Here is a 24,718-nt window from a genome sequence, read left to right on the forward strand (position 1 = left end):
TTTATGTATTATCCTTTTTGCATAGAGAAAAGGGGAATAGAGGGAAGAGTTATCGTCCCTCTTTAAAATATTTATTTTGTTTTCTTAAATGCAAGTGGCTGAGTACTAAGTGTAGCTGGCACATGTAACTGAAGCGATGGAAATTCACCACTCACATTCATTTCATAAGCGAATAATAAACTCATTTTCATTTGGAATAAATCAACTTTTGCAGAAAAGATGTCGTAATGATGATGCGTTAATTGAATGTCCATCTCCATAAATTGTACAAATAACGAATCATCTCGTTTGTATACTTGTAATGTTCCGTATGCAGGGTGTTCAAAAGTACCAGTATAATCCTCTAACTTGTGCGAAGGTGTAGTCCCTTTCATTTGTTCTGGGAGGGATTCAGTTGCTTCTTTCATCATTTCCTTCATTTTTTCAGTATCTTCTACAGCACGTTTATGCCAATCAATGGATTCTAATTCAAGTAGTTCGTCATAAATTTGATTAGCGAGATAAGTAGGAAGTAATGTTCCTCCAGCATTCGTTAAAATGACAAGGCCTATGTTTTCTGTTGGTATGAATGAAACAAGCGCTGAAAATCCATCGATATTACCGCCATGATGAATCACTTTTTTACCACGATAAGCGCTAATAAACCAACCAAGACCGTAACTATTTAATGGAGATTCAGGGAGTGATAAAACCGGTTGGTCTGGAATGGAATTGTGTGGTGTATACATTTGTTGTAATAATTCAGAGGAGATTAATTCATGATCTCCAAATTTTCCTTCATTTAAGTGAAGAAGTACCCAATTTGCCATATCTTTAATTGTAGAATTGATACAACCAGCAGCGCCAACGGTATCAATGTTGCGGAATGGAACTTCTTTTATTTCACCGTCATTTTCAATGTAAGGTAAAGCGTATTCATCTGTCGTTTGTGAATCGGTAACAGAGAAGTTTGTATGTCTCATATTTAAAGGTTCTAAAATATGTTCTGTAGTGTATTGCTCCCACGTTTGATTCGTTATGTTTTCTACAATATAGCTAATTGTCGCATACATTAAGTTGTTATATAGAAATGATGTGCGGAACGGTGCATCAAGTGGTAAATGTTTTATTTTTTCAACGAGATCTTTTCGAGATAAGGAAGAGCTGTACCAAAGGGCATCATGACGACTTACCCCGGTACGATGAGAAGCTAAATCTCGTCCTGTAACTTGTGAACTAGCAAGTAGTTCAGATAAAGAGAAGTTAGGTATATAAGACTGGACAGGAGTATCCCAATTAAACCTTTTTTGCTGTGCTAACAAACTTAATGAAAGTGTGCCAAAAGCTTTCGTTGAGGAACCAATTGCGAACAAAGTACGCGGTGTAACTGGTTCTTTTGTCTCTAAATTTCGATAGCCAAATCCTTCTGAAATAATAACTTCACCGTCTTTTATAATAGCTACAGCAGCTCCCGGAACGTTTAAATCCTTCATCATTTTTTCAACCGTTGTTTGTAAAGAAGTCATAACAGGCGTTTCAATTTTAGACATACTTCTAACCTCCAAATATAATTTTTGTTCTACCGCACTATACTTTCGGTAATAGAAAATAAAAACCTTTATAAATATGGAAAGTTAATAATTTTGTAAGGATGAATGAAATTATTATTTATTTAGAATTTTGTTTTTATTATAATTAATTTAAATTAATATTTAGAAAAGATGGTGAAGAAGTGTGCTAATAATAAAGAAATTGCGCTGTGATAATAAAAATAATCCGATAGGTATAGATTCGAAAGTTGTTAAAATTAGTTGGCAACTCGAGTCGAGTAACCGAAATGTAAAACAACTTGCGTATCAATTGCAGGTTGCGAAGGATAAAGAGTTTCAAACTATAGTATTCGATTCGCAGAAGGTAGAGACAGATCAAAGTTTATATATACCAATCAATTCGTTTTCATATAGTAGGGAAACACGCTATTTTTACCGAGTGAAGGCATGGGATAATCATGAAGAAGAGTCAGCTTGGTCAGAAGTAGCATTTTGGGAGACTGGATTACAAGGGCAAGATAATTGGAGCGGGAACTGGATTGCTGCGAAAAAAGAGCGCACGAAGGTAATGTCTTTTAATAAAAGCTTTTCTATTAAAAAATTAGTTGAAAAAGCACGTTTATATATCACTAGTTTAGGATTATACGAGGCTTCTATAAATGGAGAGCGTATTGGAGATTGTTATTTTACCCCAGGATGGACAAGTTATGATAAGAGAGTGTTGTATCAAACGTATGATATAACGCATGTATTAAAGATTGGTCAAAATGATATTTCCGCAATGGTAGGAAATGGGTGGTATAAAGGGCCGATTACTATGCATCATGTACGTAATTATTACGGGAGAAGGAGAGCGATAATTGCTCAAGTACATATCACGTATAAAGATGGAACGAAAGAAAAAATTGTAACAGATGAAACATGGAAAGTAACTCCAAGCCCTATTTTGTATTCGGAAATTTATGAAGGAGAAGTTTATGACGCTAGGCTAGAAGAAAGTGATCAAGAGCTAGAAGATGTTGAAGTAATTGAGCATGCCAAACAAATAATTGTTGCACAGGAAAATGAAGCGATTCGTAAAATGAAAATTATAAAACCAATCGCTATTTCAAAACTACCAAATCATGAATGGCTTATTGATATGGGACAAAATATGGTAGGTTGGGTTCGGTTTAAAGTCCGTCATGTTTATACTGGACAAAAGATAGAATTGCATCATGCTGAAATATTAAATAAAGACGGTAGTTTTTATAATGGAAATCTCCGCAAGGCAAAACAAAAAATAGTGTATATAGCAAAAGGAGAGGAAGAGGAAACGTTTGAACCTCATTTTACCTACCAAGGCTTTAGGTATGTAAAAATAAGTGGATTAACCCAGCCGCCTCAAATAGCAGATTTTGAAGGGATTGTATTACATACAGATATGGAAAAAGCGACAGCATTTGAAACGTCTAATCCATTAATCAATCAACTTCATCATAATGTGGAGTGGTCTCAAAGAGGGAACTTTTTTGATGTGCCAACAGATTGTCCGCAGCGAGACGATCGACTCGGATGGACAGGAGATGCACAAATGTTCATTGGGACGGCTACACAAATTATGAATGTCCAATTGTTCTTTAAAAAGTGGCTCCAAGATTTATCATTAGACCAAAATGTTAACGGAGCAGTGCCGTTAGTTATTCCAGATGCATTTGGGAAAAGACCGGACTTTGATTTAGATACTTCTGGCGGTTGGGGCGATGCAGCAATTATTTGTCCATGGGTTCATTATTTACATTACGGAGATGTATCCATTTTAAAAGAACAATATGACAGTATGAAGAAGTATATAGATTACATACGTTCACAAGGTGAAAATGAGTATTTATGGGATACAGGCTATCATTTAGGGGATTGGCTCGCATTAGATACGAAACCTGATGTATATGAAGGCGGAACAGACAAGCATTTTATTGCGACAGCTTATTATGCGTATTCTACATCGCTTTTACGAAAGGTTGCTGAGATTTTAGGTGAAAATACAGATGCTAAGTTTTATGCAGAGCTACATGGAAATATTGTTCAAGCGTTTCAAAATGAATTCGTTACACCGAATGGTAGGTTAATTTCAAATACACAAACAGCCCACATATTAGTACTTCTTTTTGAATTAGTGAAAGATAATATGAAGGAGAAAGTATTTAATCGCTTAATTGAGCTTTTAAAAGAAAATAAAAATCATTTAACAACAGGTTTTATAGGAACACCGTATTTAAATTTAATATTAAGCAAGTTTAACCGTCATGACCTTGCTTGTAAGCTTCTATTTCATGAAGATTATCCATCATGGTTATACCAAGTGAAACAAGGTGCCACAACGATTTGGGAACATTGGGATGGTGTGAAAGAGGATGGAGCCCTTTGGAATGATAGTATGAATTCGTACAATCATTACGCATATGGTTCTATCGTTGAATGGATATACCGATATATTATTGGATTAGAAGTGGATGAAACAAAACCAGCATATAAACATTTTTATATTCAGCCTCATTTTAATTCTAATCTAGATTGGGTTTGTATTAAGCGTGAAACAGCATATGGGGAAATTAAAATTGATTGGCGTGTAGAACATGGACAAGCAGTATTAAACGTTGATGTGCCAACAAATACATCTGCTACATTACGAATAGTGGAAGATGATTGGAGGTCAAGTGATATGCCTGAAATGAAATTAGGTTCAGGCGCATATGAATTTAGATTTTGTAAGAACATACAGAAGTAGAATTTTGTTAAGTATAGAAATGTTTTTTTATAAATTTAGTTTGTTCAATCTGTTAGCATTAAATTTATGATAAAATCCATATAGACTAGAGATTTGAAAGAAGGTTTTTCTACATATGAAACATGCTGAAAATGAATACTTAAATTTATGCCGCCATGTAATGGAGCATGGTACGAAGAAAGAAGACCGTACAGGGACAGGCACTGTATCTGTATTTGGATATCAAATGCGTTTTGATCTAAGTAAAGGTTTTCCTTTATTAACAACAAAGAGAGTGCCGTTTCGACTTGTAGCAAGTGAGCTACTTTGGTTTATGAAAGGTGATACAAATATTCGTTATTTATTGCAGCATAATAACAACATTTGGAATGAATGGGCATTTAAGAGTTGGGTAGAAAGTGACGAGTATACGGGTCCTGACATGACTGATTTCGGTCTTCGCTCACAACAAGATGAGGAATTTAAAGTTCAGTACGATGAGCAAATGGAATTGTTTAAAAAGAACGTTTTAGAAGATGATGACTTCTCAAATAAATATGGTTATTTAGGAGACGTATACGGTAAGCAGTGGCGTGCTTGGAAAACGACAGCTGGTGAGACGCTTGATCAATTAAAAGATGTAATTGAAATGATTAAAAAAACGCCAGATTCACGTCGCCTAATTGTATCTGCTTGGAATCCTGAAGATGTACCAAGTATGGCATTACCACCTTGTCATACGTTATTTCAGTTTTATGTAGCAGACGGTAAACTTTCTTGTCAGCTATATCAAAGAAGTGGTGATATATTCCTTGGAATTCCATTTAACATTGCAAGTTACTCGTTACTAACACATTTAATTGCACATGAATGCGGACTTGAAGTGGGAGAATTTGTTCATACAATTGGAGATGCCCACATTTATACGAATCATTTTGAGCAAGTAGAAAAGCAATTGGCGCGTGAACCACGTCCGTTCCCAAAACTTACATTAAATCCAGATGTGAAATCTGTGTTTGATTTTGAAATGGAAGATTTAACGATTGAAGGATATGATCCACACCCAGCAATTAAAGCACCGGTTGCAGTGTAATTGTAGAGGAGATGAAAAGATGATAGTTTCATTTATGGTCGCAATGGACGAGAATAGAGTAATTGGTAAAGATAATAATTTACCTTGGCGTTTACCGAGTGAATTACAATATGTAAAGAAAACAACGATGGGTCATTCGCTTATTATGGGAAGAAAAAACTATGAAGCGATTGGTAGACCGCTGCCTGGAAGACGTAATATTATTGTAACTCGTAATGAAGGGTATCATGTTGAAGGCTGTGAAGTAGCACATTCTGTAGAAGAAGTGTTTGAGCTATGCAAAAATGAAGAAGAGATCTTTATTTTTGGCGGAGCGCAAATTTATGATCTCTTTTTACCTTACGTAGACAAGTTATATATAACAAAAATCCATCATGCATTTGAAGGAGATACATTCTTCCCAGAAATGGATATGACAAATTGGAAAGAAATTTTTGTTGAAAAAGGTTTAACGGATGAAAAAAATCCGTATACGTACTATTATCATGTATATGAGAAGCAACAATAGTAAAAAAGATTGATGTGAAAATTCACATCAATCTTTTTATTTGTATCCATCAATATAGGTTTAAAGATGAGATTCGATAGTGCTATAATGAATGGTAGCATGTAAAAATGCTAAAATTTTCAAGAGTATTAAGATAGAAAGAGGAGGAGAATCGATTGAGAAAGGTATGGGGGATTCTTTTTCTTTGCTTAACATTCATGTTAGTCGGATGTGGTAAAGAAGAAAAACCACAAGAAGCATTTGATACATATGCAAAAGCATGGAATAAACAAAAATTTGCAGAAATGTATGATCAATTGTCAGAAAAGGCGAAAAAAGATATTTCAAAGAAAGAATTCACTGAGAAATATGAAAAAATTTATTCTGGCATTGAAGTGAAAGACTTAAAAGTAGAAGCAGGAGAAGTAAAAGAAGATAAAAAAGATGAAGGTCCTGTTCCTTTTAAAGTAAGCATGGATACTGTTGGTGGTAAAATCAATTTTGCCCATGAAGCAAAAATGGTGAAAGAAAAGGATGGAGATAAAGAATCTTGGAAAATAGATTGGACTCCTGATTTTATATTCCCAGGCATGACGAAAGATAGTAAAGTGCGTATGCAAACGACAGAGCCGAAGCGCGGAGAAATATATGACCGTAACGGTAAATATCTTGCGGTAAATGGTAAAGCTTCTGAAATCGGATTGATTCCTGAAAAATTAGGGGATGCAGCTCCGCAAACGAAAGAAACGGTAGCGAAGTTACTAAATATGTCTGTCGAAGAAATTGACCAAAAACTAGCAGCTAAATGGGTAAAACCAAATTACCTTGTACCAATTGGAATATTGCCTGAAGGAGCAACACAAAATACGTACATAGATTTACCTGGTGTTGCAACAAAGCCAGTAAATGTTCGCTCATATCCATTGGGAGAAGAAGCCGCACATCTTACTGGCTATATTGGAAAAGTGAATGCTGAAGATTTAAAAACGTTACAAAAGAAAGGTTATCAAGCAGATGATCCAGTAGGTAAAGCTGGTTTAGAGCAAGTACTGGAAGAAAAGCTACGCGGTAAAAAAGGTGGTCGTGTCTTCGTAGAAGATGCACAAGGAAAAGAAATTAAAAATTTAGCAAAAACAGATGCTGTTGATGGAGAAAATGTAACTTTAACGATTGACAGTGCAGTTCAAACCGAAATTTATAATGAAATGAAAAATGAGGTAGGATCAAGTGCAGCAATTAATCCAAAGACTGGAGAAACACTTGCACTTGTGAGCACGCCAGCTTATAACCCAAATACCCTTACAAGAGGGGCGTCAAAAGCGCAACGTGATGCGGTAAATAATGATCCGAAAAAACCGATGACGAATCGATTTACACAATTATCAGTTCCAGGATCTGTATTTAAGCCGATTACAGCTGCAATCGGTCTTGAAACGAAAACAATTGATCCAAAAGAAGAGTTAAAAATTGAAGGATTAAAATGGACAAAAGATTCTTCTTGGGGTAATTATTATGTAACACGTGTAAAAGATGCAAATCCGATTGATTTTGATAAGGCGATGAAATACTCGGATAATATTTATTTCGCACAAGAAGCTTTGAAGATCGGGAAAGATAAATTTATGAGTGAAGCGAAAAAATTCGGATTCGATGAGAAATTACCAATTGAATATGGATTCCCAGCTTCTAAAATCGCAAATGATGGTATTAAAAATGATATTCAAATGGCAGACACAGGTTATGGACAAGGACAAGTATTAATGACGCCACTCCATCTAGCATTAACGTACGCACCAATTGTTAATGAAGGAAACATACCTTCTCCATATATAATTAAAACAGATAAGCAACCAAAAGCTTGGAAAGAGAATGTAATTTCAAAAGGCAATCAGGATATATTAAAAACTGCTATGACGAAAGTAATTAATGATCCAGATGGTACTGGGAAAATTGCTAAAATTGATGGCATGACTCTTGCTGGAAAAACAGGTACAGCGGAATTAAAAGTATCAAAAGAGGCTGAAGGAAAAGAATTAGGCTGGTTCGCTGCATTTGATTTAAATTCACCAGATATGGTTATTACTATGATGATTGAAGATGTAAAAGGTAGAGGCGGAAGTAATATTCCAGCTGAAAAAGTAAAACATGTATTTCAAAAATAATATGTAATAAAAGGTTAGCTCTATAATTTGTAGAGCTAGCCTTTTTCTATGAAGGAATCCTTAATATCTGTATACTGAATTTTAAGAAAACAAAACAAATCATTAACTTACGAAAAAAAAGTAGCTATTTTTTATTGACATCGAACGAAACTTTTCGTATTATACTTACATAAGGTAAGTTATTTACTTTCAAATTATAAATCTCAAATTAAAGATAAAATGTAGAAAAGGGAGAGAATACAATGACAAAAGTACTATTTATTACAGCAAATCCAAATTCAGCAGAAGGTTCTTTCGGAATGGCAGTAGGGGAAGCTTTCATCGAAGCTTATAAAAACGAACATCCACAAGATGAAGTTGTAACAATTGATTTATTCAATACTGCAGTACCAGCAATCGATGCAGATGTATTCGCTGCTTGGGGTAAATTTGCAGCAGGTGAAGGATTTGAAGCTTTAACTGAAGCTCAACAACAAAAAGTTGCAGCAATGAACACAAACTTAGAAACATTTATGCATGCAGATCGTTATGTATTTGTAACTCCAATGTGGAACTTTAGCTATCCACCAGTAGTAAAAGCATACTTAGATAACTTAGCAATTGCAGGTAAAACATTCAAGTATACTGAAAATGGTCCAGTTGGCTTATTAGAAGGTAAAAAAGCACTTCACATTCAAGCAACAGGTGGCGTTTATTCTGAAGGAGCATACGCAGCTGTAGACTTCGGCCGCAATCACTTAAAAACAGTATTAGGATTTATTGGTGTAAATGAAACTGAATATATTGCAGTTGAAGGTATGAATGCAAACCCTGAAAAAGCACAAGAAATTAAAGAAGCAGCAATTGCTAATGCTCGTGAATTAGCAAAACGTTTCTAATATAGAATGGTTAAAAAGTCCAAACACTTGTTGTTTGGACTTTTTTTCTTCTTTTTCCTTCGTTTGTCTAGTATAATGAAGGTCGGAATGATAATAGGTGGGGGTTCTGTATGATTCAAACGTTTTTTAAAATCTTTTATTTAATTTTAATCGTAATTGCGATTACACCAAGAATGTGGCGTCTTAAAAGACAAGTAAATACGATGTCGCCACAAGAAAAAGATAACGCTGTGTACAAAACGACAAGTTGGTTTGGTAAGAAAATGGTGCGCGTAGCTGGGGGAACAGTAGAAGTTAAAGGACTTGAAAATGTTCCGAAAGATAAGCCGGTACTAGTTGTAAGTAATCACCAGAGTAATATGGATATCCCTGTTTTACTAGGTTATTTAAATAAACCAATTGGCTTCGTTTCAAAAGCGGAGATTAAAAAGTTCCCAGTTGTACCAACTTGGATGGAACTTATGAATTGTGTATTTATGGATCGTAGCGATCGTCGCCAATCACTTCAAGCGATTAAAGATGGAATTGAACTATTGAAGAATGGACATTCTATCGTAATTTTCCCTGAAGGAACGAGAAGTAAGGGTGGCGAAATTGGAGAGTTTAAGGCTGGGAGTTTTCATCTGGCTGTAAAATCTGGTGTAGCAATCTTACCTGTAACATTAGATGGGACATATAAAATGTTTGAAGCGAATGGAAATCGTATGAAGCGAGCTCGTGCAACAGTAACAATTTCTAAGCCGATTACACCTGAAGAGTATGCGACTATGGATATTAAAGAGTTAACGAAGTATACACAGGATGTTATCGCATCACAATTACATAAGTAATAAAAAAGGTTTCAGCTTACATTAAGCTGAAACCTTTTTTATGATGCTGTAGGTAGGACGTAAAAGAGTACGCAGAAGAACATCATCGCACTACCACCTAATACGAAAAGATGCCAAATGGCATGGTTGAAAGGTAACTTTTCCCAAAGAAAGAATATAGCTCCTACAGAATATAAAATTCCACCTGCTAAAAGTAGTGAAAAACCATGTCCAGTTAGATTTTCATAAAGTGGTTTAATAGCAACGATTATGAGCCATCCCATTATGATATAACATAGCGTCGATGCCTTAATAAAGCGACGTACAAAGAAAATTTTGAAGATGATACCTCCGATTGCTAGTGTCCATATAATTGCGAGTAACGTCCAACCTAATGGTCCACGAAGCGTAATAAGTAAAAAAGGAGTATATGTGCCAGCGATTAATAAATAAATGGCTGAGTGATCTAGTATAGTAAATAATTTTTCTACTTTTGGATGGTGAATGCTATGTAACAATGTCGAAAACAAGTACAGTAAGAACATGCTTACACCGTAAACCGTAAATGCAACAACAGCAGATGCGGTACCATGCTTAGAGGCATGAATAATCAATATGATTAAGGCAGGGATGCTTAAAATGGCACCGATACCATGTGTAATTGCATTTGCAATTTCTTCTTTCACAAATTGTGTCATTCGTGTCATTTTTTCAGTCATAATGGTAATCCTTTCTACTATCATAAAATAATATGTCTTTTCTCTTACCATATCATACACAAGGGCAATAGAAAATGAAATTTGTATAATTGATTATATTTTTGAATTTTTTTGACAAAAGCCAATGGATTTGTTGACGTTTTCAAACTTTTTTGACAAAATAAAATTATGTAATAGTAGGACAAGGAATCTACTAATAAAGGGGATGGGGAAATGTTTTCAAATATTGGCTTTCCAGGATTAATTTTAATTTTAGTAGCTGTACTTATTTTATTTGGGCCGAAAAAATTGCCGGAAATCGGAAAGGCTTTAGGGGAAACGTTAAAAGAATTCAAAAAATCAACGAAAGAATTGACTGATGATGCATTTCAAGAGAAGGAAAAGAAAGAAAAAATGTAATGAATTTTCTTCGAAATGGATAAATAAAGTGTGGTGAACGAGATGGAAGATCGGGAAATGAGTGTAGTAGAACATATAGTTGAGCTTCGCAAACGAGTAATATATACCGTGTTATCCTTTGTACTATTTTTAATTGTTGGGTTTACTTTTACGAAGGATATTTATTTTTGGCTTGTAAAAGACTTACCAATGAAATTAACTGTTCTCGGTCCAAGTGATGTATTGTGGATTTTTTTCTCGATTGCTACAGTATTTGCTATCGTTTGTACAATTCCTTTTGCTGCTATACAAATTTGGTTATTTGTAAAACCGGGTTTACATCCAAATGAACAAAAGATGACGTTAATGTATATACCGGTATTGTCTATATTATTTATTGCAGGTTTATGCTTTGGATATTTCGTTGTAATGCCGTTTTTATTTCATTTTTTAACTACTATAGGTAATGAAATGTTTAATACGATGTTTACGACAGAAAAGTATTTTCATTTTGTTCTTAATTTAACAGTTCCATTTGCTGTAATTTTTGAATTACCAGTAGTAGTAATGTTTTTAACGAGTATTGGACTATTGACGGCGGAATTTCTAATAAAAATAAGAAGGTATGCTTACGTAGCATTGATTATCATTGCATCGTGTATATCACCGCCAGATTTTTTATCACATAGTTTAGTTGCGGTACCGCTTATTTGTATTTATGAAATTAGTATCGCTTTATCAAAGATTGTTAATAAGCGAAAAAAGAAAAGAGAAGAAGAAATTCAGTCGAAAAGTGCCTCGTTATAAAGGCACTTTTTTTATTTATTTGTTATACTCTAGTTATAAACGTATACAATATAGAGAAGAAAAAAATTATAGAATCTCCAAAATTTAGACAAACTTTGCGCTTTTATAAGTTTATACTGAATATATTAAGCAATATACGGATAACGAGTCCTTGTCTTATTAGGAATTTAGGATGGGGGATGGATTAGGTGAAGATGAATAGAGTATAAATCTTTTAACCATAAGGACTACAGAGATTGTCTAAGGATACTTTTGTATTCATGGGAGTCGCCACTTTAAACAACGTGTTACAGCGTAAAGTAGAAGAAGTTCAAAAATCCAATGAAAAAGAGGATTGATATTGTGATTACGAAAAGTTTTTATTTCACTCATTCAACAGGGGAGTGTATTAAAATATTTGAAATCCCTGTCCTACAAGCGCAGCATCCATTATCGTTTCTAATACAGTCTCGTCTTCAATTATTTATTGCAAAAATTCAAAAACAAAAGCACCCAAGATTTTCGTATTCTTTCCGTGAATATTTACAAAATTGTTTGAAGTGGAATGATTATTTAAATGTATATAAAACAAATACTCTTGAAAAAAATGCATGATATAGAGTGGGGACAGGGTTAAGAGCTCTGTCTTTTTCATTTTAGATATAAAAATATAATTAATTTAATGAAATTTCGTTTCAAATTGTTGAAAGCAATGGGAATACTAGTATAATAACAAGGAGAGCGTATTGGAAAGGGAAGAATATAATATGCAAAAAATTAAAATTGTAACAGATTCAACGGCAGATTTATCACAAGAGGTAATTGAGAAATATGACATTCATGTTCTACCATTATCAATCTCTGTAAATGGACAAACATATTTAGATCGCGTTGATCTACAACCAGATGAATTTATTGAAGAAATGATTAAATCAGAGGAACTACCAAAAACATCACAACCAGCAATGGGTACATTTGTAGAAATGTATGACAAGTTAGGTGAAGATGGAAGTGAAGTACTTTCCATTCATATGACAAGTGGAATGAGTGGTACTGTGGCAACTGCAAATAGTGCTGCATCAATGACCGACACAAAAGTAACAGTTGTTGATTCGCAATTTATTACACATGCTTTAGCATATCAAGTAGTTGAAGCTGCGAAAATGGCAAATGAAGGACGCTCACTAGAAGAAATTTTAAAACGTGTAGATGAAGTAAGGAAGAATACTCGTTTATATGTAGTAGTAGATACATTAGAAAACTTAGTGAAGGGTGGGCGTATCGGTAAAGGAAAAGCGTTTATCGGTTCGTTGCTTAATATAAAACCAATTGCTAGCCTTGAAGATGGTGTTTATAACCCTGTAACGAAAGTGCGTAGCCAAGGTCAAATTGTAAAAACGTTAGCTAAGTTATTTGAGGAAGATACAGCTGGGAAAGTTATAAAAGCTGTGGCAATTCCGCATGCGAAAGCAATTCCTTTAGCTGAAAATGTAAAAGCGGCTGTTGAAAAAGTAAGTGGATTTGCTAAATCAGAAATTTTCTTTACAACGCCTATTATTAGTACTCATACAGGTCCGGGTGCAATCGGATTTATGTATTTAGCAGAGTAATAAAAAAGCTACTTGAAATTTATTTCAAGTAGCTTTTTTATGTGAATAGAAAGTAAGAAATAAGAAGGGCTATACAGGCACTCCCGCTAATGATATAGCGAGTCTGTAAATATTCATTCATAGAAAACACCCACTAATTAAAGTTTCACTTTATGATTTTCTATAGTATATGTTGGATATAGAAGATAAGTAGTTACGTTATACATGTAATGTGTTAATTTTTTCATTCACTTTCTTAGCATGTGTTTCGCCATTATAAGTGAAAGTTTGACCTAAAAAGAGTACATGCAGTTGTTCCCACGGTAACATACGTAAATTCCAATTATTTCGAAGTCTTGTTATTGCCTCACGAGGTGTTTCATCGGCGAGTGCAAAAGCTCCGTAATGCATTGGTATAAAGTGTGTAGCATTTAAATCTAAATAAGCTTGCACTGCTTCTTCAGGTGAAACGTGAGATATTTTCATAAACCATTCTGGTTCATAAGCTCCAATTGGCATAAGGGCAATATCAATTGAAAAGCGTTTGCCAATTTCTTTGAAACCTTGGAAATAGCCACTGTCTCCACAAAAATAAATGGTTTCCTCCACATTGTCATTTTTAATAATCCATCCACCCCAGTGAGATGTGTTCATATCAAATAATGATCTTCTCGTCCAGTGCTGAGCAGGTACGAAGTGAAAGGAAACATCATCAATAGTCGTACTTTCCCACCATTTATACTCTTCTACATTGTTGAATTTTTTACGAGTAAATAATTTTTTTAGCCCAATGGGTACTAAGTATAATACGTCATCATTAAGTTGGCGAAGTGTTGAAAAATCTAAATGATCATAATGACCATGTGAAATGAGGACAATATCAATTTTAGGTAGTTCTTGTATAGAAAGACCAGGTTTAGTAAGTCTTGGGACTAGCTTCAATTTATTGGCCCATACTGGATCCGTTAATATATTAAGTCCATTCGTTTGGATAAGAAAAGTGGAATGCCCAATCCATGTGACAGTCGTTTTTTCAACATTACTTTGCAAAAATGCACTTTGTTTAACGGGTGATTGTTCTACTAAGAAAGAAAAATCTTTTTTGTTTTGCTTTCGTTCTTTACGCCAGCGTATAAAAGAGCGAATTGATTTTTTTGTACTCACATTATCCATATTTTCATAGCGCTTTGCCATGAACATCACCTCATTTAAAATCGTTGTAATTGTATTGTACCGAAATGTTGTTAAGGAATACAGTGTATAACATGGATGAATGTTTAAGGAATTGTTAAAAAATAGGGGGATCTATTTACAAAAGTAACAATAAAATTAGTTTTGCAACTTCTATTTAGAGAAATAATAGTGAAAAAATATATTTTGTCTAGTAATTCGCTTGAAATAAAGAAGTAACATACGTAAATTCGTACGATTTCGTGAACAAATGTAGTAAACAATTTTCTCGTAGTGTTAACTTTTGTTATGATAAGCATAGCCTATTTAAATTTAGGATAGAGAAAAGAGGTTTATAAATGAAGCGTTATCAAAAAATAATTGGTCTTATGGTTGTATTTTGTCTCTTTGTACTTGCTGGATGTAGTGGATCAGGTTCAAAGCTTCGTAAACCATTAAATTGGGATTTAGAAACTTTCCAATTTACAAATCAAGATGGAAAGCCATTTGGTACAAAAGATTTAAAAGGGAAAGTTTGGGTTGCAGATTTTATGTTCACAAACTGTCAAACAGTTTGTCCGCCAATGACAGCTAATATGGCAAAATTACAGAAAATGGCGAAGGAAGAGAAATTAGATGTTCAGTTTGTATCATTTAGCGTAGATCCTGACCTTGATAAGCCAGAAAACTTGAAAGCTTTCATTCAAAAGTTTACAGAAGATACAAGTAACTGGAACCTGTTAACAGGTTATTCGTTAGAAGATATTACAAAGTTTTCAAAAGATAATTTCCAATCACTTGTAGATAAACCAGAGAATGGTCAAGTTATACATGGAACATCATTTTATTTAATTGATCAAAACGGAAAAGTAATGAAAAAGTATAATGGTATTAGCAATACGCCGTATGAAGACATTATACGTGATATGAAACGATTAGCAGAATAAAAAGAGGGGTGCAGATTAAAGCACCCTTCTTTTTTACATTAGTCTATGGATAAAATGTCATGTTGCTGTGGAAGTTTTGGTGCCCGAATTTCTAACACGCCATTTTGATATGAAGCTTTCGCTACTTTTTTATTAATTGAATACGGCAACTTAATTAATCTTGATGCTTCTGAAATGGAACGTTCTCGGCGATAATAGTTATGGGATGTTTGCTCTTCTTCTTCCAGTATCTCTTCTTTTACAGAGACTTTTAAGTATTCATTTTGTATTTCAATTTGAATTTGTTCTTTTTGTATACCTGGTAGTTCAGCTGTAACAACGAGTTCTTCGCCAACTTCGTATAAATCTACAGGGAATGTTAATAAACGATTTCCTTTTTGGAAAAAATGATTTAAATCAGCAATTACATTGCGAAGTGGTGTTTGCTCGAAGAAATCATCAATTTGCTTTAAATAATTGCGAACCGGTGGGCGAGAAGAGTCTTTTTTTTCTTCACTCATGGTATTCCCTCCTAGAAATCAATTTGCAATATCATATGACAAAAGCGGAGAAAGGTGATTGCCTAATTTTCATGTTTTCATAAAAAATTGTTAAAAATGTGAAATGGAGTGATTTTTTTATAGTTTTTGGTCGCCATATTCAGTTGATTATGCTAGTATAAATAGGGTTGATATAGTAGTATAGAGACAGAATGAAAACTGAAAGAGGGTAAGAAGTATGTGTGGTTTTGTAGGATGTTTATGTGAAAACCCTAGAGAGTTTTCAGAAACAGAAAAACATCAATTTGAAAATATGAACACGATGATTTTCCACCGTGGTCCAGATGACGAAGGATATTTTCGTGATGAGCATGTACAATTTGGCTTCCGCCGTTTAAGTATCATTGACTTAGAGGCAGGACATCAGCCGCTAACTTATGAAAATGATCGATATGTAATTATTTTTAATGGTGAAATTTACAACTATGTAGAATTACGTGAAATGTTACTTGAAAAAGGTGCAACGTTTGCAACGCAATCTGATACAGAAGTTATCATTGCATTGTATGCACATATGAAAGAAAAATGTGTAGACTACCTTCGTGGTATGTTTGCATTTATGATTTGGGATCGTGAAGAAAAGAAACTTTTCGGTGCACGTGACCACTTCGGTATTAAACCTTTATACATCGCACAACAAGGTGATACTACATTCTTCGCATCTGAGAAGAAAAGTATTATGCATGTGATGGAAGATAAAGGCGTTAACCCAACGTCATTACAACATTATTTTACGTACCAATATGGTCCAGAGCCAGAAACATTAACAATTGATGTTAATAAAATCGAACCTGGTCATTATTTCGTAAAAGAAATCGGTAAAGAGATGGAAATCCATCGCTACTGGAAACCTTATTTCAATGCTTCAAGTGCAACGAAAGAGGAGCATATCCAAGCAATTCGTGATGTGTTATATGATTCAGTAAAAGTGCATATGCGCAGTGATGTACCAGTAGGTTCATTCTTATCTGGTGGTATCGATTCATCTATCATCGCTTCTATCGCAAGAGAAATGAATCCAAATCTTTTAACATTCTCTGTTGGGTTTGAGCAACGTGGTTTCAGTGAAGTTGATGTTGCGAAAGAAACTGCTGAGAAATTAGGCGTTAAAAACCATAACGTATTCATTTCAGCGAAAGAGTTTATGGATGAGTTCCCAAAAATCATTTGGCATATGGATGATCCTTTAGCAGATCCAGCAGCTGTACCGTTGTACTTCGTTGCTAAAGAAGCACGTAAGCATGTAACAGTTGTTCTTTCAGGCGAAGGTGCAGACGAGCTATTTGGTGGTTATAACATTTATCGTGAGCCAAACTCACTGAAAATGTTCTCTTACATTCCTAGCCCAGGTAAGAGCGTTCTAAAAGCACTAAGTGGTGCTCTTAAAGAAGGCTTTAAAGGAAAGAGCTTCCTAGAGCGTGGATGTACGCCAATTGAAGAGCGTTACTATGGAAACGCGAAAATCTTCCGTGAAGAAGAGAAAGCTGAATTAATGAAGTATTACAATGAAAGTGTTAACTATATGGATATCACGAAACCATTGTATAACGAAATTAAAGATTATGATGATGTAAGCAAAATGCAGTACATTGACATGTTCACATGGTTACGCGGTGACATTTTATTAAAAGCTGATAAAATGACAATGGCAAACTCATTAGAACTTCGTGTACCGTTCTTAGATAAAGAAGTATTCGATGTTGCATCTAAAATTCCAACTGAATTTAAGATTGCTAACGGAACTACGAAAGCTATTTTACGTGAAGCAGCACGCGGAATCGTTCCAGATCACGTATTAGATCGTAAAAAACTTGGATTCCCAGTACCAATTCGTCACTGGTTAAAAGACGAAATGCATGATTGGGCTATCAATATTATAAACGAGAGTAAGACAGAGCATTTAATCGACAAACAGTATGTATTAAACTTACTGGAAGCACATTGTGCAGATAAAGGCGATTATAGCCGTAAAATTTGGACTGTACTTGCGTTTATGGTATGGCATCAAATTTATGTTGAGCATAAATACGATACGAATAAGTTCCACGAAGAAACGAAACGTGCGTATAGCTTAGTTTAATTAGAAAAACCTTAAGATCGTATATGGTCTTAAGGTTTTTTTCATAAATAGGACGTATTATTGATACAATAATAGTAAAAGGATGGACAACATATGATTACGTTTGAAAAAGTAACTGTAGAAAATGAAAACGTTGTAAAAGAAATGTTTCGCTCACATAGTTTAAGTGAGAAACAGGTACAGTATTGTGTGAAAGTCGATGATACATATATTGGTGTAATAGATTATCGTGTTCAAGGGGAGACTGCGATTTTATCTCAGTTAATTATTCACTTTGACTATCAAAGTTACGGTTATGGGACAAATACATATTTCACATTTGAAATGATGATGAAAGAAAGAAATGTGAAAGAGATAAAGGTATTACAAACGGAATTAACAGAACCAGTGAAATCTTTCATAGAGAGCTTTGGATTTAATGTGGAAGACGGAATATATGTGAAGAAAATATAGCGATGAGTAGTTATGCGGGATAAATATAAGGCAGGTGGATGTATGACGATGACTTCTGGTCTTGTATTAATTGGAGGGTGTTTTTTAGTAGCGGAGCTAAGCCATATGTTTATTCGAAAAAGAATGAATAAGAAGAGAAAGCCGTATGAATTACAATATGCTCCAGTGTTTTTCCTTTTGTTTTGTATGCTACTTACATTACAAAACATAACGAACTTTCCACCTCTTTTAAATGTTTTTTTAAAGTTCGGTTTGCTGTATAGTACCACTGGCATAGCCCTTTTATTTCTTTTATTTTGCATACGTTATATTCACTATCAATCGTATATATTTATATTAAATTGGTTAAAGCAAAATGATAGAAACCGCCTTACATAAGGCGGTTTTTTTATTTACGTTATGTATTGACTGGAATTACAATTACTTTCTTATGCCCATTACTTTTTTACATGTTACGCTTAAAAAATTTGAGTAGTAAATAGGTACAAAAATATTTTGAATAAAAATGAGGGCGGAATTATATATATTGAAAAAGTTTTCTGATATATCTATTGACAATGTATGAGATATACATTAATCTTTAAGTGTAAATGATAATCAATTTCATCTAGGAGGGCTTATGACACGCACTAAAAATATTCTTATACTTTGCGTTATGTTACTAATGGTCGTAATCGCAGGGTGCGGTAAAGAAGAAGAGAAGAAAGATAAAGATACATTAGTAAAGGCAAAAGATTCTTATAGTATAAAGCATGCAATGGGCGAAACGACAGTAAATGGTACGCCAAAAAGAGTTGTTGTTTTAACAAATGAGGGTGCTGAGGCACTTTTAACTGTTGGAGTAACGCCAGTTGGAACGACGAAACCACGAGCTGGTGATGAATGGTATCCTCATTTAGCGAAAGAGTTAAAAAATACGAAAGTAGTAGGAACTGAGCGTGACATTAATTTAGAAGCAGTAATGAAGCTTCAGCCGGATTTAATTATAGGAAATAAAATGCGTCACGAAAAAATATACGAGCAGTTAAAAGAAATCGCGCCAACAGTATATGCTGAAACATTACGCGGTGATTGGAAAGAAAACTTCACACTTTATACAAAAGCTGTAAATAAAGAAAAAGAAGGGCAAAATGCTCTAAATGATTATAAAAAGCGTATTGCAGCAATAAAAGGACAATTAGGTGATAAAATTAATTCTAAAGTTTCAATTATTCGCTTCGTCCCTGGTGATGTTCGTATTTATCAAAAAAATTCATTCTCAGGTGTTGTATTAAATGATATTGGATTTAAACGACCACCATTACAAGATAAAGATGAATTTGCAATTAAAGGAATTACAAAAGAGCAAATTCCAAATATGGACGGGGATTATTTATTCTATTTCACATCTGATAAAGACGCGGATAAGAATAATGAAGGAAATACATTAGCAAAAGAATGGACAGAAGATCCACTATTTAAACAACTGCAGGCTTCTAAAGATAATAAAGTATTCCAAGTAGATGAAGTGATTTGGAATACAGCAGGTGGTATTGTAGCTGCAAATCTTATGTTAGATGATATTGAAAAATATTTTCTGAAGTAAATGAATAATCTAGTGCATCACTTTAAATAGGTGATGCACTTTTTATTTTGTTAAAATACAGAAAATTCCTTCTTTTGAGTGTGCATAAGTTGTACAATTAAAATAATCATGAAATAAAGGAGTGGGAATAAATGAAAGCTACTCATAAAGATTGGGTTTTATTTAACGGAAGAATTGTAAATACGAAGGAAGAACAGCCGATGATTCCATTAGAGGAGAGAGGCTTTCAATTTGGTGATGGTATATACGAGGTATTCAGACTATATGATGGGAAGCCACATTTATTAGATTTACATTTAGAACGATTCTTTCATTCTATGGAAGAAATAAAATTAATTCCACCGTTTACTAAGGAAGAGTTAGTGGAAGAGTTATATCAAATGATTGAAAAAAATCAATTTCAAGAAGATGGTAATGTATATTTGCAAATATCAAGAGGTGCTCAAGCACGTAATCATGTATATGAGTCAAATATGCAACCAACATATTTTGCAAACATTGTTTCTTTTCCAAGGCCAATCACGGCTATGGAACGAGGAATAAAAGTTACTGTAGAAGAGGATATACGCTGGAAGTTTTGTCATATAAAATCCTTAAATCTGCTACCTAATATTATGATTAAAAATAAAATAAACGAACAAGGCTATCAAGAAGCGATATTAGTACGAGAAGGAATTGTAACGGAAGGGTGTCATTCAAATTTCTTTATGGTGAAAAATAATAAATTGATTACACATCCGGCTGACAATTTCATTCTACACGGCATTACACGTCACTACGTTATTACATTAGCGAAAGAGTTACATATTGAAGTAGAAGAAAGAGAATTTTCACTTCAAGAAGTGTATGAGGCCGATGAATGCTTCTTCACAGCGACGCCACTTGAAATATTCCCAGTCGTTCAAATTGGTGACGAGCAGTTCGGAAAAGGCGAAAAAGGACCGATTACAAAGAAACTCCAAGTTGCATATGAAGAAAGTATTCGTTTGTTTAAAGTTACGAACTAATATTGAAGAAAAAAGCTGGTATTACTCCAGCTTTTTTTTCATGATATAATTCAAGCATAGGACAAGATTTGAAAACGCTGTAAAAAGGGGATTTAATGTATGAATTATGAAGATTTTAAAGAAGTAATTCACGGTAGACGAAGTGTTAGAAAGTTCACGGAACAAGAAGTAGCCACTAGTGATATAAAAGATATTATTGATTGTGCTCGTTATGCACCGAGTGATACGAACTCACAAACTTGGGAGTTCTTGGTCATTATGAACCGAGAGAAAATTAAAGAAATTGAACAAATGACATGGGATGCATTACATAAACTTGCGGCAAAAGCGGCAAAAAACGGAGAAGAGAAAGCGGGGAAATTACTTACACGTTCTTTCGGACCATATGCAACAGCCTTCTCGGAGGCACCAGTATTAATCGTATGTTTGGCAACGCCATATGAATCAAAGTTTCGTGAAAAGATATTTGATCCGATTGCTTTTGTTCCAGATTCAGTTTGGGAAGAAGAAGGAATTAAGAGCAGTTGTTTAGCGGCACAAAACTTAATGTTGGCTGCACATGCGAAGGGGCTTGGGACATGCCCAATGACAGGACCGGTATTGTTAGCTCAAGATGAACTACGACAATATTTACAAATTGAGCCTGAAAAACAAATAAATATGGTTATATCGCTCGGTTTTCCGAAAGATAAGCCGAAGAAACTTCCAAGAAAAGAAGTAGATGAGATTACAACATTTGTTTTTTAAAGCTCAAAATAAAAAGACATTGAATAAACAATGTCTTTTTATTTTGGATAGGTATGTAATTAATCTGTTAGGCTAAAATGATAGATAAGAGGGAATTACTATTTATCCCAATTTATTTCATAAAAAAATTAATGTTCTATTAAGGAAAGTATGATACATTAATCGTGAGCAATATTCTATTTGTTCATGAAAGTGTTGAAAATAGTTTTAAAATTTAAAAGTTATTTTTGTATAATAAATTATAATGAAATGACAGGGGGGATGAATTTTGAAAAAATTCATAATCACTGGATTGTCTGTATTGTTATTAGCCGGTTGCGGCGCTCCACAAGAAAAAGAGGGTGCGCAATCAAAGCAGGAAGAAAGAGTTGTAAACGCAAGTAATGAGAATATAGTAGTATTTCCTGAAGGAGCAGTGCCAGTCGGAGAAGGAAAAGTAAAAGTTATTACACCAGACGGTACTTCTGAGAATGGTAATATACCAGCTGTATTCATTAAAAAGGATACTTTAATTCAACACGTTGAATTAGAGCTCTCTAATTTTCAAAATGATAAAGAAACATTCGTATTTGTAGATCGAGTGTTTGCAGATAAATATCAAGTAACTAGTACAACACAGACAACAGTACAATTAAAAGAAAAGACGCTTGAAACAGGTAGTCATACGATTACGGCAGTTCAGTATGAAAACAATGATCCGAAAGGAAAGGTTATTAGTTTTAATCAGGCAACATTCGAAACAAAACCAGCGTCATAAGAAGAATAAAAAGTACATTACTCAAAAAGTAGTGTACTTTTTTGTTTATACTAGAGGATGTAATAGTGAATCACTTGTTTCGTTTTCTAATATGATTAAATTAGGAAGAGATCACTCGTTACTACTATGACAGAAAAAGAGGTTGAAGAGGTGAATCGGTGTATTTGTATCTTCTTGATTAATATGATGATGTCAGTAATTTGGTTTATGATATAGGAGGTTATGCAAGTTACGCTCCATTATCAAATTCATGACTTATTAATAGGGGCTATTTATTTTACCCTTGTTTAGCTATTATATGATAAACTCGGAATAAGGTAAGTTTCAGAAGAAAAATGTAGGTATTTCATTTGAAATGTCGAATAGTACGTACGATGTCGTAATAACAAATTTTCTATTGTTTACTGTGAAACAGGAGAAGGAGAGATAGTTAATGAAACGAGCTCTTATAAATATTGATTATACATATGATTTTGTAGCTGAGAAAGGTGCTTTAACTTGCGGTAAGCCGGGCCAAGAAATTGAGAAAGAAATTGTACATATAACGAAGCAATATATTGAAAATGGAGATTACGTTGTCTTTGCGATCGATAAACATGAAGAAAATGATGTATATCATCCTGAATCAAAATTATTCCCGCCTCATAACATAACGGGTACAAATGGAAGAGATTTGTTTGGTGAATTACAAGATGTGTACGAAACATATAAAAATGCAGAGAATGTATATTACATGGATAAAACACGATATAGTGCATTTGCAGGAACAGACCTAGAGATGAAGTTACGAGAAAGAGGAATAGAAGAAGTGCATCTTGTAGGGGTTTGTACTGATATTTGTGTTCTTCACACAGCCGTAGACGCTTATAACAAAGGATTTAAAATTGTAGTTTATGAAAAGGCAGTTGCATCTTTTAGTGCGCAAGGGCATGAATTTGCACTTGGACATTTTAAATCTTGCTTAAACGCAGAAGTGAAGTGAAAAAAAGAGGCCTTTAAAAAAGGTCTCTTTTTACGTTTAAATTGAGACGAGGTTTTGCTCAATTAATTTTTTTATAAATGGGCTAATATTCTCTGGTAGCTTATCAAAATCAAAAAATTGTACACTTAATGATTCGATCCCATCAGCTTTTAGCAAGCCGCCTTTAATGTCTTTGCAAAGATATGCGATTGTTATAGGATAAAACTCATCCCCGTTTGGTAATTTTACAAAAAATTCTTTTCCAGAAAATACGCTTATTAACTGTAAGGTTCCTATTTCAATTCCTGTTTCTTCGAACACTTCTCGTCTCCCAGCTTCTTCTGTTGATTCACCAAGTTCAACGAATCCACCAGGGACACCCCAAATACCATTCTGCCTTTGTTGAAGTAATATTTGTCCTTGTTTATTGAAAACAGCTACAGCAACTCCTGCTAGATTGAGTGGTCTGGATCCGACAATTTTTCTAAGTTCTTCAATATACCCCATTGTATGTAACCTCCGTAAGAAAAATAAGAGCAAATATACTATTCGTTGTTATGTTAATATTTTCCTCTTTATAAGAGGGAGAGATGTCATATAACTTATTTGTTTTATTTGGTAAAATATACATCAAAAAAGGTCAAACAAAATCTTTGACCTTTTTTGACCAAGTGTTATAATAAAGACAGAAAGAGATAATCTTTCATTCATAAATAATAAGGAGGAAAAAATATGCGTAATTTATTTCCAGAGATAACAAAACGTCAAAATGGTATTTTTGATTTTGGGCCTTCTTTATTAGAAGGGATGACAGATGCTTTCTTTAAACCGATGAATATGGATACTTTTAAAGTAGATGTTCATGAACAGTCTGATAAATATACAGTAAAAGCAGATTTACCTGGTTTTCAAAAAGAAAACATTCAAGTTGAATTTGAACAAGATGTATTAACGATTCAAGCAACTAATCATAATGAAGTAGAAGAAAAAAATGAGAATGGCATGTATATTCGTAAAGAACGTTCTATAGGTTCTGTAACTCGACGCTTTAATTTTCAACGAGTTGAGGAAGAAAATGTTAAAGCAAATTATAAAGATGGCGTACTGACAATTGAATTGCCAAAATTGAAAGAAGAAAAAAACAGTAAAACAACAATTAATATCGAATAAAAGAGCTGATAAATTTGAACTGCACCCCAATTGTTAGACACAGTCTAACAATTGGAGGTGCAGTTTTTCTATGGCTAAATTTACAGCTGATGAAAAAATACAAATCGTTTTACGTTATTTAAACGG

At 34.0% G+C, this 24,718-nt stretch carries 25 protein-coding genes and 1 pseudogene; 21 read left to right on the forward strand and 5 right to left on the reverse strand.

Going from position 1 to position 24,718, the window contains the following annotated elements; translation table 11 throughout:
* Positions 1 to 71 precede the first annotated feature (71 nt).
* Positions 72 to 1,529: a serine hydrolase gene (locus ACTFRN_RS13285; protein ID WP_000034340.1), complete on the reverse strand. Its 1,458-nt coding sequence runs from the start codon at positions 1,527 to 1,529 to the stop codon at positions 72 to 74.
* A gap of 184 nt (positions 1,530 to 1,713) precedes the next feature.
* Here ACTFRN_RS13285 and ACTFRN_RS13290 point away from each other — a divergent pair, with 184 nt between their 5' ends.
* The 6 genes from ACTFRN_RS13290 to ACTFRN_RS13315 all read left to right on the forward strand — a co-directional run bounded on the left by ACTFRN_RS13290 (position 1,714) and on the right by ACTFRN_RS13315 (position 9,725).
* Positions 1,714 to 4,296, forward strand: a complete 2,583-nt coding sequence (locus ACTFRN_RS13290) for an alpha-L-rhamnosidase (protein ID WP_049122570.1) — start codon at positions 1,714 to 1,716, stop codon at positions 4,294 to 4,296.
* Between the two features lie 115 nt (positions 4,297 to 4,411).
* Positions 4,412 to 5,368 (forward strand): thymidylate synthase, encoded by a 957-nt coding sequence (locus tag ACTFRN_RS13295; protein WP_000679600.1) that lies wholly within the window; start codon positions 4,412 to 4,414, stop codon positions 5,366 to 5,368.
* A 19-nt stretch (positions 5,369 to 5,387) separates the two neighbouring features.
* Complete coding sequence (locus tag ACTFRN_RS13300) at positions 5,388 to 5,876, forward strand: dihydrofolate reductase (RefSeq protein WP_014893782.1); 489 nt, start codon at positions 5,388 to 5,390, stop codon at positions 5,874 to 5,876.
* Between the two features lie 155 nt (positions 5,877 to 6,031).
* Entirely contained in the window at positions 6,032 to 8,017 is a 1,986-nt protein-coding gene (gene pbpC / locus ACTFRN_RS13305) for a penicillin-binding protein 3 (RefSeq protein WP_001233539.1), read from the forward strand.
* A gap of 242 nt (positions 8,018 to 8,259) precedes the next feature.
* A complete protein-coding gene (locus tag ACTFRN_RS13310; protein ID WP_000170014.1) occupies positions 8,260 to 8,895 on the forward strand; it encodes an FMN-dependent NADH-azoreductase in 636 nt (211 codons plus the stop codon).
* Positions 8,896 to 9,005: 110 nt separating this feature from the next.
* Positions 9,006 to 9,725 carry a lysophospholipid acyltransferase family protein gene (locus ACTFRN_RS13315; RefSeq protein ID WP_000616593.1) on the forward strand — a complete coding sequence of 240 codons (720 nt, stop codon included), beginning with the start codon at positions 9,006 to 9,008 and terminating at the stop codon, positions 9,723 to 9,725.
* Positions 9,726 to 9,763: 38 nt separating this feature from the next.
* Here the strand turns inward: ACTFRN_RS13315 and trhA are convergent, their stop codons facing one another.
* Entirely contained in the window at positions 9,764 to 10,423 is a 660-nt protein-coding gene (gene trhA, locus ACTFRN_RS13320; RefSeq protein ID WP_000136895.1) for a PAQR family membrane homeostasis protein TrhA, read from the reverse strand.
* Positions 10,424 to 10,636: 213 nt separating this feature from the next.
* Here trhA and ACTFRN_RS13325 point away from each other — a divergent pair, with 213 nt between their 5' ends.
* The 4 genes from ACTFRN_RS13325 (at position 10,637) to ACTFRN_RS13340 (ending at position 13,197) form a co-directional block, all read left to right on the forward strand.
* On the forward strand, positions 10,637 to 10,822 hold the full coding sequence (locus ACTFRN_RS13325) for a twin-arginine translocase TatA/TatE family subunit (RefSeq protein WP_000492443.1): 186 nt from the start codon (positions 10,637 to 10,639) through the stop codon (positions 10,820 to 10,822).
* Positions 10,823 to 10,864: 42 nt separating this feature from the next.
* Positions 10,865 to 11,608 (forward strand): twin-arginine translocase subunit TatC, encoded by a 744-nt coding sequence (gene tatC, locus ACTFRN_RS13330; RefSeq protein ID WP_000390138.1) that lies wholly within the window; start codon positions 10,865 to 10,867, stop codon positions 11,606 to 11,608.
* A gap of 342 nt (positions 11,609 to 11,950) precedes the next feature.
* Positions 11,951 to 12,202 (forward strand): DUF2535 family protein, encoded by a 252-nt coding sequence (locus ACTFRN_RS13335; RefSeq protein WP_000629015.1) that lies wholly within the window; start codon positions 11,951 to 11,953, stop codon positions 12,200 to 12,202.
* 152 nt (positions 12,203 to 12,354) lie between these two features.
* The gene (locus ACTFRN_RS13340; RefSeq protein ID WP_011040282.1) at positions 12,355 to 13,197 is read left to right on the forward strand and encodes a DegV family protein; all 843 of its coding nucleotides are present in this window, start codon (positions 12,355 to 12,357) and stop codon (positions 13,195 to 13,197) included.
* 198 nt (positions 13,198 to 13,395) lie between these two features.
* On the opposite strand, the gene ACTFRN_RS13345 is transcribed toward ACTFRN_RS13340, so the two are convergent.
* Positions 13,396 to 14,370, reverse strand: a complete 975-nt coding sequence (locus ACTFRN_RS13345; RefSeq protein ID WP_001129621.1) for an MBL fold metallo-hydrolase — start codon at positions 14,368 to 14,370, stop codon at positions 13,396 to 13,398.
* 335 nt (positions 14,371 to 14,705) lie between these two features.
* Here ACTFRN_RS13345 and ACTFRN_RS13350 point away from each other — a divergent pair, with 335 nt between their 5' ends.
* Positions 14,706 to 15,293 carry an SCO family protein gene (locus ACTFRN_RS13350; protein ID WP_000833339.1) on the forward strand — a complete coding sequence of 196 codons (588 nt, stop codon included), beginning with the start codon at positions 14,706 to 14,708 and terminating at the stop codon, positions 15,291 to 15,293.
* Positions 15,294 to 15,331: 38 nt separating this feature from the next.
* Here the strand turns inward: ACTFRN_RS13350 and ACTFRN_RS13355 are convergent, their stop codons facing one another.
* Positions 15,332 to 15,793: an Hsp20/alpha crystallin family protein gene (locus ACTFRN_RS13355; RefSeq protein WP_074568034.1), complete on the reverse strand. Its 462-nt coding sequence runs from the start codon at positions 15,791 to 15,793 to the stop codon at positions 15,332 to 15,334.
* A gap of 217 nt (positions 15,794 to 16,010) precedes the next feature.
* Between ACTFRN_RS13355 and asnB the strand changes: the two genes are divergently transcribed.
* From asnB to ACTFRN_RS13400, 9 genes and pseudogenes are all read left to right on the forward strand, one after another.
* Complete coding sequence (gene asnB / locus ACTFRN_RS13360; protein WP_000333816.1) at positions 16,011 to 17,912, forward strand: asparagine synthase (glutamine-hydrolyzing); 1,902 nt, start codon at positions 16,011 to 16,013, stop codon at positions 17,910 to 17,912.
* 93 nt (positions 17,913 to 18,005) lie between these two features.
* Positions 18,006 to 18,365, forward strand: coding sequence for a GNAT family N-acetyltransferase (locus tag ACTFRN_RS13365; RefSeq protein WP_000627505.1), 360 nt, complete (start codon positions 18,006 to 18,008; stop codon positions 18,363 to 18,365).
* 48 nt (positions 18,366 to 18,413) lie between these two features.
* Positions 18,414 to 18,743 (forward strand): hypothetical protein, encoded by a 330-nt coding sequence (locus tag ACTFRN_RS13370; protein ID WP_000200470.1) that lies wholly within the window; start codon positions 18,414 to 18,416, stop codon positions 18,741 to 18,743.
* A gap of 8 nt (positions 18,744 to 18,751) precedes the next feature.
* Positions 18,752 to 18,847: pseudogene (locus ACTFRN_RS13375) on the forward strand (phosphatase PAP2 family protein); the annotation flags it as partial.
* Between the two features lie 137 nt (positions 18,848 to 18,984).
* Positions 18,985 to 19,950 (forward strand): ABC transporter substrate-binding protein, encoded by a 966-nt coding sequence (locus ACTFRN_RS13380; protein ID WP_000198716.1) that lies wholly within the window; start codon positions 18,985 to 18,987, stop codon positions 19,948 to 19,950.
* 131 nt (positions 19,951 to 20,081) lie between these two features.
* Entirely contained in the window at positions 20,082 to 20,957 is an 876-nt protein-coding gene (dat, locus tag ACTFRN_RS13385) for a D-amino-acid transaminase (protein WP_074568033.1), read from the forward strand.
* A 99-nt stretch (positions 20,958 to 21,056) separates the two neighbouring features.
* Positions 21,057 to 21,704 carry a nitroreductase family protein gene (locus ACTFRN_RS13390; protein ID WP_001105292.1) on the forward strand — a complete coding sequence of 216 codons (648 nt, stop codon included), beginning with the start codon at positions 21,057 to 21,059 and terminating at the stop codon, positions 21,702 to 21,704.
* 268 nt (positions 21,705 to 21,972) lie between these two features.
* Positions 21,973 to 22,461 carry a hypothetical protein gene (locus ACTFRN_RS13395; RefSeq protein WP_000713485.1) on the forward strand — a complete coding sequence of 163 codons (489 nt, stop codon included), beginning with the start codon at positions 21,973 to 21,975 and terminating at the stop codon, positions 22,459 to 22,461.
* 433 nt (positions 22,462 to 22,894) lie between these two features.
* The gene (locus ACTFRN_RS13400; protein ID WP_000816765.1) at positions 22,895 to 23,443 is read left to right on the forward strand and encodes a cysteine hydrolase family protein; all 549 of its coding nucleotides are present in this window, start codon (positions 22,895 to 22,897) and stop codon (positions 23,441 to 23,443) included.
* Positions 23,444 to 23,479: 36 nt separating this feature from the next.
* Here the strand turns inward: ACTFRN_RS13400 and ACTFRN_RS13405 are convergent, their stop codons facing one another.
* Complete coding sequence (locus tag ACTFRN_RS13405) at positions 23,480 to 23,929, reverse strand: NUDIX hydrolase (protein WP_000540510.1); 450 nt, start codon at positions 23,927 to 23,929, stop codon at positions 23,480 to 23,482.
* Between the two features lie 225 nt (positions 23,930 to 24,154).
* On the opposite strand from ACTFRN_RS13405, the gene ACTFRN_RS13410 reads away from it, so the two are divergent.
* On the forward strand, positions 24,155 to 24,592 hold the full coding sequence (locus ACTFRN_RS13410) for an Hsp20/alpha crystallin family protein (RefSeq protein ID WP_074568032.1): 438 nt from the start codon (positions 24,155 to 24,157) through the stop codon (positions 24,590 to 24,592).
* Positions 24,593 to 24,718 lie beyond the last annotated feature (126 nt).

The organism is Bacillus cereus group sp. MYBK245-2 (assembly GCF_051916145.1).
GTDB lineage: Bacteria > Bacillota > Bacilli > Bacillales > Bacillaceae_G > Bacillus_A > Bacillus_A pacificus.